13 protein-coding genes, 2 tRNA genes and 1 pseudogene are annotated in these 14,949 nt (G+C 71.5%); 9 read left to right on the top strand and 7 right to left on the bottom strand.

Annotated elements, in window-relative coordinates; all coding sequences use genetic code 11:
- Window positions 1-798, bottom strand: a complete 798-nt coding sequence (locus ACFVXA_RS19265; RefSeq protein WP_390025875.1) for an HAD-IIA family hydrolase — start codon at window positions 796-798, stop codon at window positions 1-3.
- Between the two features lie 210 nt (window positions 799-1,008).
- Here ACFVXA_RS19265 and ACFVXA_RS19270 point away from each other — a divergent pair, with 210 nt between their 5' ends.
- The gene (locus ACFVXA_RS19270; RefSeq protein ID WP_383904321.1) at window positions 1,009-1,746 is read left to right on the top strand and encodes a cobalt-precorrin-6A reductase; all 738 of its coding nucleotides are present in this window, start codon (window positions 1,009-1,011) and stop codon (window positions 1,744-1,746) included.
- A gap of 29 nt (window positions 1,747-1,775) precedes the next feature.
- On the opposite strand, the pseudogene ACFVXA_RS19275 reads toward ACFVXA_RS19270, so the two are convergent.
- The 3 genes and pseudogenes from ACFVXA_RS19275 to ACFVXA_RS19285 form a co-directional block, all read right to left on the bottom strand.
- Window positions 1,776-2,482, bottom strand: a pseudogene (locus ACFVXA_RS19275) (MFS transporter); the annotation flags it as partial.
- Window positions 2,483-2,560: 78 nt separating this feature from the next.
- Window positions 2,561-3,331, bottom strand: coding sequence for a precorrin-6A synthase (deacetylating) (gene cobF, locus ACFVXA_RS19280; protein WP_362020355.1), 771 nt, complete (start codon window positions 3,329-3,331; stop codon window positions 2,561-2,563).
- A gap of 191 nt (window positions 3,332-3,522) precedes the next feature.
- The gene (locus ACFVXA_RS19285; RefSeq protein ID WP_390025754.1) at window positions 3,523-4,047 is read right to left on the bottom strand and encodes a DUF309 domain-containing protein; all 525 of its coding nucleotides are present in this window, start codon (window positions 4,045-4,047) and stop codon (window positions 3,523-3,525) included.
- 101 nt (window positions 4,048-4,148) lie between these two features.
- On the opposite strand from ACFVXA_RS19285, the gene ACFVXA_RS19290 reads away from it, so the two are divergent.
- Window positions 4,149-4,222, top strand: a tRNA-Pro gene (locus ACFVXA_RS19290).
- Between the two features lie 170 nt (window positions 4,223-4,392).
- On the opposite strand, the gene ACFVXA_RS19295 is transcribed toward ACFVXA_RS19290, so the two are convergent.
- On the bottom strand, window positions 4,393-4,920 hold the full coding sequence (locus tag ACFVXA_RS19295; RefSeq protein ID WP_362020478.1) for an NUDIX hydrolase family protein: 528 nt from the start codon (window positions 4,918-4,920) through the stop codon (window positions 4,393-4,395).
- Between the two features lie 463 nt (window positions 4,921-5,383).
- Between ACFVXA_RS19295 and ACFVXA_RS19300 the strand changes: the two genes are divergently transcribed.
- Together ACFVXA_RS19300 and ACFVXA_RS19305 are read left to right on the top strand one after the other, a co-directional pair.
- Window positions 5,384-6,247 carry an intradiol ring-cleavage dioxygenase gene (locus ACFVXA_RS19300; protein ID WP_362020361.1) on the top strand — a complete coding sequence of 288 codons (864 nt, stop codon included), beginning with the start codon at window positions 5,384-5,386 and terminating at the stop codon, window positions 6,245-6,247.
- Window positions 6,244-7,311 (top strand): maleylacetate reductase, encoded by a 1,068-nt coding sequence (locus ACFVXA_RS19305; RefSeq protein ID WP_390025756.1) that lies wholly within the window; start codon window positions 6,244-6,246, stop codon window positions 7,309-7,311. Before ACFVXA_RS19300 ends, ACFVXA_RS19305 begins: the two co-directional genes overlap by 4 nt.
- Here ACFVXA_RS19305 and ACFVXA_RS19310 read toward each other — a convergent pair.
- Window positions 7,253-7,906, bottom strand: a complete 654-nt coding sequence (locus ACFVXA_RS19310; protein WP_390025758.1) for a hypothetical protein — start codon at window positions 7,904-7,906, stop codon at window positions 7,253-7,255. The two genes, ACFVXA_RS19305 and ACFVXA_RS19310, sit on opposite strands and share 59 nt — an antisense overlap.
- 315 nt (window positions 7,907-8,221) lie before the next feature.
- On the opposite strand from ACFVXA_RS19310, the gene ACFVXA_RS19315 reads away from it, so the two are divergent.
- Together ACFVXA_RS19315 and ACFVXA_RS19320 are read left to right on the top strand one after the other, a co-directional pair.
- Window positions 8,222-9,697, top strand: coding sequence for a hypothetical protein (locus tag ACFVXA_RS19315; protein ID WP_390025760.1), 1,476 nt, complete (start codon window positions 8,222-8,224; stop codon window positions 9,695-9,697).
- A 239-nt stretch (window positions 9,698-9,936) separates the two neighbouring features.
- Window positions 9,937-10,704 (top strand): NPP1 family protein, encoded by a 768-nt coding sequence (locus ACFVXA_RS19320; protein WP_390025762.1) that lies wholly within the window; start codon window positions 9,937-9,939, stop codon window positions 10,702-10,704.
- Window positions 10,705-10,761: 57 nt separating this feature from the next.
- Here the strand turns inward: ACFVXA_RS19320 and ACFVXA_RS19325 are convergent, their stop codons facing one another.
- Window positions 10,762-11,649 carry an SDR family NAD(P)-dependent oxidoreductase gene (locus tag ACFVXA_RS19325; protein ID WP_383904311.1) on the bottom strand — a complete coding sequence of 296 codons (888 nt, stop codon included), beginning with the start codon at window positions 11,647-11,649 and terminating at the stop codon, window positions 10,762-10,764.
- 71 nt (window positions 11,650-11,720) lie between these two features.
- Here ACFVXA_RS19325 and ACFVXA_RS19330 point away from each other — a divergent pair, with 71 nt between their 5' ends.
- The 3 genes from ACFVXA_RS19330 to ACFVXA_RS19340 all read left to right on the top strand — a co-directional run bounded on the left by ACFVXA_RS19330 (window position 11,721) and on the right by ACFVXA_RS19340 (window position 14,933).
- Complete coding sequence (locus ACFVXA_RS19330; RefSeq protein ID WP_362020374.1) at window positions 11,721-12,644, top strand: LysR family transcriptional regulator; 924 nt, start codon at window positions 11,721-11,723, stop codon at window positions 12,642-12,644.
- Window positions 12,645-12,761: 117 nt separating this feature from the next.
- A tRNA-Pro gene (locus ACFVXA_RS19335) sits at window positions 12,762-12,835 on the top strand.
- Between the two features lie 247 nt (window positions 12,836-13,082).
- Window positions 13,083-14,933, top strand: a complete 1,851-nt coding sequence (locus ACFVXA_RS19340) for an ABC transporter ATP-binding protein (RefSeq protein WP_362020376.1) — start codon at window positions 13,083-13,085, stop codon at window positions 14,931-14,933.
- Window positions 14,934-14,949: the final 16 nt, after the last annotated feature.

Here is a 14,949-nt window from a genome sequence, read left to right on the forward strand (position 1 = left end):
CTACCGGTCGGCGACCTCCAGCAGGTCGGGGAGATCCGCGAAGGAGTCCAGGACGTGGTCGGGCTCGCCGTTCGCCGCGCGATGGCTCTCGGGCAGGTACTTGCCGGTCTTGACCAGGACACCGGTGATCCCGGTGCGTTGCGCGGCGAGCACGTCCGACTCGATGTCGTCGCCGACCATCAGCGCTTCGCCGGGACCGACCCCGAGACGCGTCAGCGCCGCCTCGAAGAACGCGGGCGCCGGCTTGCCGGTGATCTCCGCCTCGGTGCGGGCCGCCCGCTCCAGGCCGAGCAGGAAAGCGCCACCGTCGAGTTGCAGCCCCCGGTCCGTACGCCAGTACAGATTGCGGTGCATGGCGATCAATCGCGCGCCCCGCTGGAGGTGGCCGAAGGCCCGGTTGAGGGCGGCGTAGTCGAACTCGGGACCGGCGCCGCCCACGACGACCACGTCCGGCACGGCCTCGGTGTCGGCTTCGTCGACCAGCGCGACGCCGGCCAGGTCTTCTGCGATGTCACCGCTGTTCAGCAGGGAGCACCGGGCCCCGGGACGGCGCTCGGCGAGATACGCGGCGGTGACGGCGGGGGCGGTGAGGATGTCCTCGGCGTCCACCGGGAAGCTGGCTGCGGACAGCGTGGCGGCGATCGACGCGCGGGTACGGGACGTCGTATTGGTGACCAGGGCGACCCCGAGCCCGGACGCGCGGATCCGTCGCAACGCCTCGACCGCGCCGGGCAGCGGCTTCCAGGAAACCGTGAGCACCCCGTCGATGTCGATCAGGACCGCGCGTACCGACTGCATGTCCGGCTTCATGTCCCGCTTCATGCCCGGACGATACCGAGCAGGACCGCCCGGGTACCTGCGCGCGGACGCCCCGCGCCGTCGGCTCACCCAGCCGGAGCCGGGGCCGGCCTTGCCGGGGCGGCCTACCCAGCCGGACCCGGGGCCGGCTTTGCCGGGGCGGCCCACCCGGAGCTCGGCTCCCCGCCCCGCCCTCGTACGCTCGACCCCATGTCCTCACACGTCCTGGTCCTCGGCGGCACCACCGAGGCGCGCGAACTCGCCGCCGAACTGGCGGCGCGACCCGGAGTGCGCGTGACCAGCTCGCTCGCCGGGCGCGTGTCCCGGCCGGGGGCACTCCAGGGCGACATACGAATCGGGGGATTCGGCGGGGCGGAAGGGCTGGCGGAGTGGCTGCGGGAGCACGGGGTGGCCGCAGTGGTGGACGCGACGCACCCGTTCGCCTCCGGCATCACGGCGAACGCCGCGCGGGCCGCCGCCGTGACCGGTGTTCCGACCGTGGTGCTGCGCCGGCCGGGCTGGCGCCCCGGCCCCGGCGACCGGTGGCACTCGGCCGCCTCCCTCACCGAAGCCGCCGTGCTGCTCCCGGCGTTGGGCCGCCGCGTCTTCCTCACCACCGGCCGCCTGGGCCTCGCCGCCTTCGCGGACCTGGCCGAACTGCACTTTCTCGTACGTTCGGTGGAGGCGCCCGAGCCGCCGTTGCCGCCCGACACCGACATACTGCTGGCCCGCGGCCCGTTCACCGTGGACGGCGAACGGGCCCTGCTCCGCACCCACGGCATCGACGTCCTGGTGACCAAGGACAGCGGGGGAGACGCCACGGCCGCCAAACTCACCGCAGCCCGCGATCTCGGCCTCCCCGTGGTCGTCGTCCGCCGCCCACCGCTCCCGGTGGGCGTCACCGCCGTGCCCGACGTCGCGTCGGCCCTGGCCCGGCTCGGCGTCTGACGTCATCCCCCGCCGACGGACGTTCGTACGTTGCCGCCCCAACTCGTCGCCAGGATCAGCGCGCTGGCGCCGACCGCGACGAACGCGATGCCCAGACAGTCGATGACGGGGCGGGACGCCGACTTCACCACGGGATGGTGCGGGCCGCGGCGATCACCACGAGGATCGCGATGGGCACGTTGACGTAGAACGCCCAGCGCCAGGAGAGATGGTCGGTGATCAGCCCGCCGAGCAGTGGCCCGATAACCGTGGCCACGCCGAAGACGGCACCGATCGCACCCTGGTACTTGCCCCGCTCGCGCAGCGGGATGACATCGGCGATCAACGCCATGGCGGTCACCATCAGACCGCCCGCGCCGATGCCCTGCATGGCCCGCCAGGCGATCAGCATCGGCATGTTCGCGGCGAGGCCGCACAGGAACGACCCGGTGATGAAGATGATCGCCGAGGCCTGGAAGACCACCTTGCGGCCGAACAGGTCACCGAACTTGCCGACCAGGACCGTCGAGACGGTCTCGGCCAGCAGATACGCCGTCACCACCCACGACATGTGCGCCGCGCCGCCCAGGTCCGACACGATGGTCGGCAGGGCGGTGCCCACGATCGTCTGGTCGAGGGCGGCGAGGAGCATGCCCAGCACGATCGTCCCGAAGACGATGTTGCGCCGCCGGCTGTCCAGCACCGGCGGCCCGGGCGCCTCCGTCGCGGGCGCCGCCGTCTCCTCGGTGGTCGTCACATGCGCCACCCTCACATCGCAGGGCGCCCTGTGCATGCGGGGCGACCCGCCCGGCTACCCGGCCGCCGGGGGAGCTCCCTAGGCCTCCGGGTGCCTGCGCAGCAGATACGTGTCCATGATCCATCCCTTGCGTTCGCGCGCCTCGGCCCGCAGGCGCTCGATACGGGGAGCCGCCTCGGCTATCGGACCGGAGGCGAGGATCTCGTCGGGTGTGCCGATGTAGGCGCCCCAGTAGATGTCGATGTCCTCGTCGGCGTACTGCCTAAAGGCCTGGTGGGCGTCGAGCATCACGACCACGTCGTCGACACCCTCGGGAAAGCCCTCGGCCAGCCGACGCCCCGTGGTGATCTGAACCGGCCGCGCGACCCGGTTCAGCCCCGTGCGGTGCCGGGCGACGAGCGCGGAGACGCTGCTGATGCCGGGCACGACGTCGTACGTGAACGCCACCGCGCCCCGGTCCAGGATCTCCTCCAGGATGCCGATCGTGCTGTCGTACAGCGAGGGGTCGCCCCACACCAGGAAGGCGCCGCACTCGTCCTCCCCCAGCTCCTCGGAGATCAGCCGCTCGTAGATGTCCGCACGGGCGCTGCGCCAGTCCCCGACCGCGGGCGAGTACGCCGCCCCCCCGGCGGACCGGTCACGGTCCGGGTCCCGGGCCTCGACCAGGCGGTACGCCCGCTGCGGTATGTGCGCGTCGAGGATGTCGCGGCGCAGCTGGACGAGGTCGGACTTCACCTCGCCCTTGTCCAGGATGAAGAACACGTCCGTGCCCTTCAGCGCCTTGACCGCCTGCAACGTGAGCTGATCGGGGTCGCCCGCCCCGATCCCGATGACATGAATCTTTCGCACACCGAGAGTCTGCCGCACGCCACTGACAGTGGACGCACCGCACCCGGGGTGGAGCCACCGCCCAGGGAGTCGGGCCGCCGCCGCACCCCGGCTCGGTCCCCTCGCATCGGCCCGCCGAAACCAGGGCCGCTCCGCCACACCCGGCGTCGGACCACCGCCCCGATACAGCACCACCTGCTCGGACGCGCTGCTCAGACGCGGCGCCCGCGCAGTCGCGGAGCGCACGCCTGCGCGCTGATCGCCTTGCCCTCCCGCTCCACGACCGATGCCAACTCCCTTGCCCAGGAGCTGAGTTCAGCGAGTTCCATCCCGTACGGCCGTTCCCGACCGGTCCGCGATGACCACTCCTCGGCCGCCCCGGCACCGCGCCGCAGCAGCCGTGCGCCGCCCGTCGTGTTCCCGCGGGCCGCGTGCGTGAGCCCCACCGCGAGCTGGGCGAGGCCCCGCCAGAGGGCCCGCTCGTCCTCGGGACCGGATTTCCAGGCGTCCTCGAAGACCTCGTGCGCGTGGAACGGTTTCCCCGCCTCCAGCAGTGTCTGGGCCTCGGCGACCGTTTCCTCGGGGCTGCGCACGACGCCTTCCGGCTGTCGTTCCACCCCGTCCGCGCCGTACGGAAGGGGGCGCCCCAATCCGTCGCGCGGCCGGGCGTTCCGTGCCCGCCCCGCCGTGTCCCGATCGCGCCCGCCGTCCCACCGTGCCTCAGATGTCCCGCTCATACGCCGATTGTCGCGCGGTCGGCTCCACCTTCGGAGCAGCCCGCCACGTGGGGTAAAGTTCTGTTCGCACGATCACGCGGGTCACCGCGGGTGAAGGGCAACGGGACGTGGCGCAGCTTGGTAGCGCACTTGACTGGGGGTCAAGGGGTCGCAGGTTCAAATCCTGTCGTCCCGACGGTTCGATGGTTCGAACATCGCAGGTGAGGGGCCGTTTTCGTAACGGCCCTTTTTCTGTTTCCGGATTCGCTCCCTGGGAGCGATGTGGGAGCCGGCGACCAGCAGGGCGGGCGACGCTGGAGCGCGGCCGACGCCGCGCTCCCCGGACTCCAGACTCGGTGCTCTTGATCAGGAGAGGCAGCCGACATGTGCCAGGGCCTGCTTGAGCAGGACTCCATGGCCACCCGGCATCTCGTCGAGGACCAGCGGCGAGGAAGCCTCCTCGGGGCTGAACCACACCAGGTCGAGCGCGTCCTGTCGCGGGCGGCAGTCGCCGGTCACCGGGACGATGTAGGCGAGGGACACGGCGTGCTGGCGAGGGTCGTGGAAGGGAGTGACCCCCAGAGTCGGGAAGTACTCGGCGACGGTGAAGGGTTGCAGGGAGGCCGGGACGCGGGGGAGCGCCACCGGGCCGAGATCCTTCTCCAGATGGCGCAGCAGCGCGTCCCGGACCCGCTCGTGGTGCAGCACCCGGCCGGAGACGAGGGTGCGGCTGACCGTCCCGTCCGGCCCTATGCGCAGCAGGAGTCCGATGCGGGTGACTTCGCCGTTGTCGTCAACGCGCACCGGTACCGCTTCCACGTACAGGATCGGCATGCGCGCGCGGGCCATTTCCAGCTCGTCGGGAGACAGCCAGCCGGGCGTGGTTTCGGTCATGTCAGACATTCATTGATCATACTTTCCGGGCCTTCCGCTGCGCGCGTGCCGCTCCGCGGTAACCACGGGCGGGGGCGGCCGCGGATCGGATCCCGCGGCGGCACCCTGGGTGGCGGCACTCCGGGCGACGCCGCGCGGCCGCCACCGTCTCCGCCACCGACGGACTTCCTGCCCCCCGGGCCCCCTGCGCGGCCGCCACGCCCTGATGCTGCTCACCGCCCCGGCGTACCCCGTCCCGTGCGACGGTCGGAGCGCGCGACGAGCAGGCGCGATGAGGTGGCATGACGGGGGACGGACGGATGAAAACGCCGTCATCCGTCACGCAGGAGGCTCGGCGGCCCGCTACTGCGCCGTGGCGCTCGCGGTCGCTCCTGGCCGAGTCGTCCCGCTCATCCCCGACTGGGTACCTTGGAGGAGTGCGCGCCGTCGCGGGTGAGCCACAGTGCGGGAGCAGGGGAGCGGCATGGTCACGGAATTCACGACGGACATCACCGACGCCGTGGTCGACAGCTTCGAGGGCACCGCGGATCCGCGCCTGCGCGAGCTGCTCAGCGCGCTCACCCGTCACCTGCACGACTTCGTCCGCGAGACGGAGCCGACGATCGAGGAGTGGGAGCGCGCCGTCGACTTCCTGACGGCGACCGGGCAGATGTGCACCGACACCCGGCAGGAGTTCATCCTGCTGTCGGACGTGCTGGGTGTCTCGATGCTCGTGGAGACCCTGGGAGCCCGCCGCGGGCCGGAGGCCACCGAGTCGACGGTCCTCGGTCCCTTCCACATGACCGAGTCGCCGGCACGTGAACTCGGCGCCGACATCGACCTGGTGGGCAGCGGCGAGCCCTGCGTGGTCAGCGGCCGCGTGCTGTCCCGGGACGGGACCCCGTTGCCCGGCGCGGTCCTCGACGTGTGGCAGGCCGACGCAGAGGGCTACTACGACGTGCAGCGGCCGGACGTCCAGCCGCCCGGCAACGGCCGCGGGCTCTTCACGGCGGACGCCGAGGGCCGCTTCTGGTTCCGCACCTGTGTGCCGAGCCCGTACCCGATCCCCACCGACGGACCGGTCGGCGAGCTGCTCAGGGCCACCGGCCGCCACCCCTACCGCCCCGCCCACATCCACTTCATCGCCACGGCCGACGGCCACACCCCCGTCACCACGCACATCTTCGTGGCCGGCAGCGCCTACCTCGACTCCGACGCGGTGTTCGCCGTGAAGAAGAGCCTGGTCCACGACTTCGCTGAGACCGACGACCCTTCCCTGGCCACGGAGTTCGGGATCACCAACCCCTTCCGGCACGCCCGCTTCGACCTCGTAATTGAGCCACGATGAATACCCCGCTCGACTTCTCCTACGAGACCCGGCCCGCGCGCGTCGTCTTCCGGCCCGGCGCCGCGGTGTCCGCGACACCCGGCGAGGTCGCGCGCCTCGGTCTGCGCAGGGTGCTGGTGGTCTGCGGACGCCGGGGCGAGGACACCGCGCGGGCGGTCGCCGACGCCCTCGGCGACACCTGCGCGGGGCTGCACGCCGAGGCTCGTATGCATGTGCCCGTGGAGGTCGCCGACCGGGCGGTCGAGGTCGCGCGCGCGGCGGCCGCCGACGGGTGCGTCGCGGTCGGCGGCGGCTCCGCGATCGGCCTCGGCAAGGCGATCGCGCTGCGCACCGGCCTGCCGCTGATCGCCGTACCGTCCACCTACTCCGGCTCCGAGATGACCCCCGTCTGGGGCCTCACCGAGCACGGTGCCAAACGCACCGGACGCGACCCCGGCGTCCAGCCCCGCAGCGTCGTCTACGACCCCGAACTCACCCTCGCGCTCCCGGTCCCCCTCTCCGTGACCAGCGGCGTCAACGCGCTCGCGCACGCGGCCGAGGCTCTCTACGCGCCCGATGCCTCGCCGCTCGTCTCGCTCATGGCCGAGGAGGGCGTCCGGGCGATGGCCGGGGCACTTCCCGACGTCGCCGCCGTCCCCGACGACCTCGACGCCCGAAGCCGTGCCCTGTACGCCGCCTGGCTGTGCGGTGCCTGCCTCGGCGCCACCACCATGGGCCTGCACCACAAGCTCTGCCACGTCCTCGGCGGCACCTTCGGACTGCCGCACGCCGAGACCCACACGGTCGTGCTGCCGTACGTCCTCGCCTACAACGCGTCCGCCGCGCCCCAGGCGATCACCGCCCTGTCCCGCGCCCTGCACACCGACGACGTCCCGCGCGCCCTGCGGGAGCTGTCCGGAAGCCTCGGCGCTCCCCGTTCACTCGCTGAACTCGGCCTGAAGGAGACCGACTTGACGGTCGCGGCCGGGCAGGCCGGCACGGACTCCTACGCCAACCCCCGCCCGGTCACGGCGCATGGCGTACTGGGCCTGCTGACGGCCGCGTACGAGGGCCGGGAACCCTGAACCTGAAGGCGCCGATGTCCAGGGCCGCGGTCAGCCAGGCGATGCCGAACGCCCACACCGCGAGCGTTTCGCAGAGATAGACGGAGGTGAACGTCCAGTCGGTGCCCCAGCGGGTCAATTGGGCGATTCCGGCGATGGCCGTGAAGGCGACGATGGCCGCCCCGGCCGTCAGATAGAGGCGATTCACCTGCCGCCTGTCCGTCGGTGCCGGATCCCAGAAGGACACGATGCAGAACGCCGCCAGCATGAGGAGAAGCAGCGCGGCGCACACCAGATGAATGACACCGACAGTCTGTTGGCGCGCGGTCGGATGATCAGGTGACGTCGGCAGGAACGCGACGGCCAGGGCGAACACACCCGCCGCCGAGCTGAAGCGGTCGTCGCGTTTGTTGTAGCGATAGCAGATCAGGAAGACACCCAGCGCGCACAGGCTGCCGACGAAGACATTGCGGGTGCCGGTGTAGTACGAGCCGCTGATGGATCCGGGCATGATCGGCGTCTTGGACCCCAGCGCACGGAGGATCTCGTTTCCCAGCGGCACCGCCGGCGGTAGCGCGATGCCGATGACGCCGACCCCGAGGCGCAGACGTCCCACGGTCCTGTTGTCCTGGTCGCGCTCAGGATCACGATGCTGCCGTGAGGAGTTCTCCGCAAGCCAGTCGAGGACTCTGTTGCCCTGCGCGTCTTCACTCATGGGGCCTCCCGATGGTGCATCAGTTGTGTTGTGCCCCAGAGCAATTGGAGAAAACGAGCCTCGGGTACGCCCTCTGACCCCCGGTGGTCGTCGGCGTGGCGCACATCACCCACGGAGTGCGCGGAACATGCGGCGGAGCTTCACAGGTTCATGACACGCTCACCTCTGGTTACCCACCGGTAACCCTAGTCACCCCCACCCCCCTCAGGACTGATCTTGCGTATCCGCAAGCGGCCCTTGCGTGCCCTCATGCCCGCGCTCGCCGCATCCGCCCTCTTCCTCGCCGCCGGTTGCTCCGCAGACCCCGCCGCGCACAATCCGTCCGCCGCCGACCGCGCCCAGGGCGCCGAGGCCTCCGCCGCCGCGACCACGGAGGCCGGGCAGCCGCTCGCGGTCGCCGCCGCACCCGAGGCGGCGGCCACCTCGACCGCCGTCGCGCGCCCGGGCGCCGCGGGCGGCAAGGCGCGTAAGACCGCGCTGAAGGTGAAGTCGTACGACAGCCATACCCGACGGGCCGTCATATCTCCTACTGGCAAGGGGACTTCCGGAGGCCAAGGCGCTTCGGGCGGTAACGGGACTTCCTCGCCCTCGCCGACCACCGGCGGCACGGGAGAGCCGCACGCCACGGCCGTCGGCGACGTCATCGCCAGCGCCCCCGCGCCCGGCGCTCCGGAAGGACTCCTCGCCAAGGTCACCAAGGTGATCGGTGAGAAGGGTGACGGCATCGAGGTGCAGACCGCGCCGACGACGCTGGACACGCTGCTCGGTGACGACGACGCGAAGGGCTCGGTCCCCGTCGACCCCGCCTCTTTCGACGTCGCCCGACTGCTGCCCGACGTGAAGGTCTCCTGGGCGAAGACGGGAGACATCCACTCCGGGCCCGAGGGCACGAAGGTCCCGCTCGGCAGCCTGCGGATCGACGTCGGGGCGAAGGTCGGCACGGCGGAAGGGGCGCCGGCCTCGGCCACCGCGTCCGTCCACGGCTTCGTCCAGGTCGCCCCCGAGGTCGACTTCTCCTACGGCGGTGACTCCGGGGCCTCCGGGCCAGGGGCAGCTCACCTCGGTGTCTCCGGCGACTGGACCTCTCGGTGGGCGGTCAAGGGCCGCGCCGCCGCCTCCGCCCAGCCCGTGCGGGTCCCGTTCGCGAAGCTGCACGCCGACCCGGTCCTCCAGGTCGGCCCGATTCCCGTCGTGGTGAACCTCGACCTGACCTGCTACTTCCAGATCAGCGCCGAGGGCAACGTCACCGTCGACATCGAGCAGGACCTCAAGGGCGACTTCAAGGCCGGCGGCACCTTCGGGCCGGCCGAGGGCTGGACGCCGGTCAACGAGTCGCATATGACGAGCACCCCGGTGCGCACCTCCGTCACCGCGGCCGGTGCCGTGAAGGCGTCACTCGGCGCGGAGGCCACCGTCGGCCTGTACGGCACGGTCGGCGTCACCGCCGACCTGGCCCCGTATCTCCGCGGTGAGGCGGCGGTCTCGGCCGACGCCACCTCCGCCACCTCCGCCGGCGGCGCCACGGCGAAGACCGGCGTGGGCGCGGCAGGCTCCTGGGCCGTCTACGGCGGTGTCGACCTGACCGGCACCCTGCGCGTCCAGCTGTCCATCTTCGGCACCCCCGTCCTCCAACACAGCATCCCGCTGGGCACGTTGCACCGCGAATGGAAGCTCGCGGCCGGCCAGGTGTAGCCCCTGAGCGGCCTCCCGGGCCCAGGGGCAACCAGCCCACCGGGCCCGGGAGTTGGGCGACGCGAGCGCCCTCGACGGCCCACGGGCCGCCCGCACCCTCCGCATTGGTTGATCCTTCATCGCTCCGACACCTCCGGACTCTGGCGGATTCCGCGGCGGCCCGGAAAGCTGATCTGGGCATGCCAACGCGACCGGCCGGCCTGCCCCGCCCCCACGCCGCGGTCGATCAGGAGGACGCAGTGAAGAAAAGCTCGCGGATCCGCAGAGGCTCCCTCATTCTCGGCAGCGCGATCGCGCTGGTCGTCGCCTTTCCCGGCAGCGCTCTCGCCGACCCCCCGAAGGCCCTGCCCGCGAACGCGGACGGACTGGAGCAGACGTTCCAGCCGGCCTACGACTACGACACGGACGGCTGCTACCCGACCCCCGCCATCGGCCCCGACGGCACCATCAACGGCGGCCTCAAGCCGTCCGGGGCCCTCAACGGCCAGTGCCACGACTCCTGGGACCTCGACAACACCAACGGCTACTCGCGCGAGAAGTGCAACAACGGCTGGTGCGCCATCATGTACGGCCTCTACTTCGAGAAGGACCAGGCCGTGGCGGGCAGTGGCCTCGGCGGCCACCGCAACGACTGGGAACACGTCGTGGTGTGGGTGCAGGACAACCAGGCCAAGTACGTGTCGACCTCGGCCCACGGCAACTTCAACGTCTACGGCCGTGACTCGATCCGCTGGGACGGCACGCACCCCAAGGTCGTCTACCACAAGGACGGCATCAGCACGCACTGCTTCCGCCCGGCCAACACCAACGACGAACCGCCGGAGAACCACTACCACGCCTGGCAGTTCCCGAGCCTGGTCGGCTGGAACGGCTACCCCGCGGGTCTGCGCGACAAGCTGAGCGCGTACGACTTCGGCAGTGCCGTCTTCGGTCTCAAGGACGGCAACTTCAACTACCACCTGGAGAAGGCGAAGCCGGCCGGTATCGCCTTCGACCCCAACGCCTGACCGGCGGGGCTGCCGGGGCGGGCGGGGTGGTGCACCGTCCCGCCCCGCCCGCTCCGGCTACTCGGCGAGGAGCCCGTCCTGGTGGAGTGGCGGCCTTCCCTCCCGCCAGGGCAGCACCTCTCCACAACGGACGAGTTCGCCGTACGTCGTCGGGTCGACCTTCTGCGACAGCACGAGGTCGAGCACGGCGACCGCGGCCTGCGCCGGGCTCTGCGCCCCGCTGAAGTCGGCGAACCACGGCCGCGACAACGGCGTGTCCACGAGCCCCGGACACACCGCCGCCACCAGGGTGTTCCGCTCCAGATCGGTGGCCCGGCGCTCGGCCGCGACCGCCCGCACCGCGGCTACCTGGGCCACCTTGGACGGCACATTGATCCAGCGGGGCCAGCCGAGATCCTCCGACGTGCCGGCGTGGACGGCCGCGCGCCAGGACTCGACCGCCGCCTCGACCTCGTCGAGCGAGGCGCCGTCGAACAGGTGGTGCAGACTGGGATCGAGATGACCGAGCGTGCCCAGGGAACTGGCTACGACGACCAGCCGTCCACCGGGACGCAGCACCGGGCCGAACGAGCGCAGTACCGCCTGCGCGCCCCCATTGGCGACATCGATGAACTCGTCGGCCTGCTCGGCCTGCGACCGGTCCGGAGTGAGCATGGCGCTCGCGTTGGACACCACGATGTCCACCCCGCCGTACCGCGCGCCGAGTTCGGTGGCCAACCGGTCCACGGCCCGTGCGTCGGAGACGTCGAGTACCCGACCCTCCACCCGGCTCCGGGTGCCGGGATCCTTGGTGACGAGCGAGACGGCGTCCGCGACCCGCTGGGCGTTGCGCCCCGTGAGGAGGACCAGGTCATCGGGGCCCAGGCGGGCGGCGAGCCCCTCGACGAGCGCGAAGCCGAGCCCCTGGTTGGCGCCGGTGACCAGAGCGATGCGTGCAACTGTCATGCCCTCCACGCTAAGAACGCCGTGGCCATGCGTCCAACGAAAGATGCTCACGTCTGGTATGCGTAAACGTCATGGACTTCACCGATGTCTCGCTGGTCGCGCTCCGCGTCTTCCGTGAGGTGGCCGAGCGGGGCACACTCACCTCCGCCGCCGGGGCGCTCGGCTACACCCAGTCCGCCGTGTCCCGGCAGATCGCCTCCCTCGAACGGGCGGCACGGGCACCGCTGTTGGAGCGGCGCCGGAGCGGCGTACGACTGACCGCGGCCGGGCACATCGTGCTGCGGCGGGCCGTCACGGTGCTCGACCAGATCGACGCGACGGAACGCGAACTCGCCGGGCTGCCCGCCGAGGCCGGCACGGTACGCCTGGGCTGGTTCGCCAGCGCGGGCGCCGTTCTGCTGCCCCGGGCGATCGCCGCGCTGCGCCGCAGCCACCCCGCGATCACGGTCAGCACCCGGGAGGGCAGCACCCCAGCCCTTGTCCGCGCGCTGCGAGCGGGCACGCTGGACCTGGCCCTGCTCGCCTCGATGCCGCCGTTTCGCCCCTTCGACACGGAGACGCCCCCGCTGACCCTGCGCACGCTCAGCGAACGCAGCCTGCGCCTCGCGGTGCCCGCCACTCATCCGTTCGCCGCCGGTGACTCGGTCGACATCGCGGAGCTGCGTGGACAGCGCTGGATCGCCGGGGCCTCCTCCGGCGACGAGAAACTGATGGGCGTCTGGCCCGGCCTCGACGAGCGCCCCGTGATCGCGCACACCGCACGTGACTGGCTGGCCAAGCTGCACCTCGTCGCCGCCGGCTGCGGCCTCACCACCGTCCCCGCCGCGCTCGCCCCCGCCGCACCTCCCGGCGTACGGATCCTGTCCGTGCGCGGCGGCCCCGAGGAGCGGCGCCGCATCGTTGTGGCCCGCCTCCCGCACCCCCTGCCGGAACCGGCCGCCCGCCTGGCCGAAGCGCTCCGCACCGCGGCCGCCGAGTCGACCACGCCGGTCTAGCGACGCCCGCGTACTCCATGTGTACGGCGGGACGGTGACCGCCCGTGCACGGCCATCCACCCGTGTGCGGTAGTGTTCACCTGCACGATCACGCGGGTCACCGCGGGTGAAGGGCACCGGGACGTGGCGCAGCTTGGTAGCGCACTTGACTGGGGGTCAAGGGGTCGCAGGTTCAAATCCTGTCGTCCCGACGGTGCGAAGGGTCTTCGCAGGCGAAAGCCTGCGGGGGCCCTTTTTGCGTGACCTCACGCCGGACCCGCGCTGGGCCGAAAACGCTTGGACTCCGTGGGTGCCGTCGCGGGACACTTTATTTCCTGGCTTGGGGGCTTTGTCGTCGTACACCCGCCTGTCCGAGGACGACCCGAGCCAGGGCGCTCACCCGAACCGAAGCCGCGCACGGTCACTGGGGCAACGGCATCACGACAACACAGGGCTGGAATGGGATCGCCTGAATCGCGCGAGGTTCCGCCGCGCAGGGGCTCGGTGCTCCTCGCACTTCGTTACTACGGACGGGAGTTGGCCAGGCTCCGCCGGCTGACGGTGCCCGCGATGCTGCTGCCGGCGCTGGGCAACATCGGCATCAACTACATCGCGCCGCTGGTCGTCGCGAAACTCGTCGGCCGTATCGCCGGCGACGCCGATCTCACCATCGGCTCGACGCTGCCCTACGTCCTCGGGTTCGCCGGCGTCCTGCTGCTCGCGGAGACGTTGTGGCGCATCGGCCTGCACTGCCTGAACCGCCTGGACGCCCTCGGCATCGAGCACCTCTACGTGATCGGCATGGACGAACTGTTCGCCAAGGACGCCGCGTTCTTCCACGACAACTTCGCCGGGTCGCTGACCAAGCGGGTCCTCAGCTTCGCCTCCCGCTTCGAGGAGTGCGTCGACACGGTGACGTTCTCGATCGTGGGCAGCCTCGTGCCGCTGATGTTCGGGTCGGTGGTGCTGTGGCGCTACGAACCGCTGCTCGTCGTCGGACTCCTGGCGATGATCGCCCTGACGGCGCTGTGTGTGGCGCCTCTCATCCGCCGCCGTCAGGCGCTCGTCGAACTGCGCGAGGAGGCGTTCGCCCGGGTGTCGGGCCATGTCGCCGACAGCCTGATGAACATGGACACGGTCCGGGCGTTCGCCGCCGAGGAACGCGAGGCCGCCGAGCACCGGTCCCGCGTCGCGGAGTCACGGCGCCTGACCCTGCGCTCGTGGGACTACGGCAACCTGCGCATCGACACACTGGTCGCGCCGCTGTCCGTGCTGACCAACGCGCTGGGCCTGCTGCTGGCGGTCTCGCTCGGCGGGCACGGCGTCGAGGCGGTCGTGGTCGCCTTCACGTACTACTCCAACGCGACGCGGATCATGTTCGAGTTCAACCAGATCTACCGCCGCCTGGAGAGCTCGATGACGGAGGCCGCGCAGTTCACCGAACTGCTGCTGACGCCGCCGACCGTGCTCGACCCCGCGTCCCCGGAGCCGCTGCTGTCCCGGGCCTCCGACGTGCGCTTCGAGCACGTCACCTTCACCCACGCGGGCGCCGAGCCGCTCTTCGAGGGACTCGACCTGGCCGTGCCCAGCGGGGCGAAGATCGGTCTCGTCGGCCGGTCCGGCGGGGGCAAGACCACGCTCACCCGGCTGCTGCTGCGGATGACGGACATCGACGCCGGCCGGATCCTGATCGGGGGTCAGGACATCAGCAGGCTGCGCCAGGCCGACCTGCGGGGCCTGATCGCCTACGTACCGCAGGACCCGGCGATGTTCCACCGCACGCTGCGGGACAACATCGCGTTCGCCCGGCCGGGCGCCACCGACGCCGAGATCCGCCGCGCGGCCGAGGCGGCGCACGTCACGGAGTTCGCCGACGCGCTCCCGGACGGCTTCGCCACCATGGTGGGCGAGCGCGGGGTGAAACTGTCCGGTGGACAGCGCCAGCGCGTCGCCCTCGCCAGGGCGATCCTGCGTGACGCGCCGGTCCTGCTGCTCGACGAGGCGACCAGCGCCCTGGACTCCGAGAGCGAGCTCCTCGTCCAGGAGGCGCTGTGGCGGCTCATGGAGGGGCGGACGGCGCTCGTGGTGGCGCACCGGCTGAGCACGGTCGCCGGCATGGACCGGCTCGTCGTCCTCGACCGCGGCCGCGTCATCGAGCAGGGCACGCACCATGAACTGCTCGCCTCGGACGGTGCCTACGCGAAGCTGTGGCAGCACCAGTCGGGCGGCTTCCTCGACGACACCCCCGCACCGGCCGACCCTCGCGAAGAGGGCGGCTCGGGCGTCGGGCCAGGGGTGCGTCTCTCCTAGGCGAGGGTCACCGCTG

The organism is Streptomyces sp. NPDC058246, from assembly GCF_042881985.1.
Classification (GTDB): Bacteria; Actinomycetota; Actinomycetes; order Streptomycetales; family Streptomycetaceae; genus Streptomyces.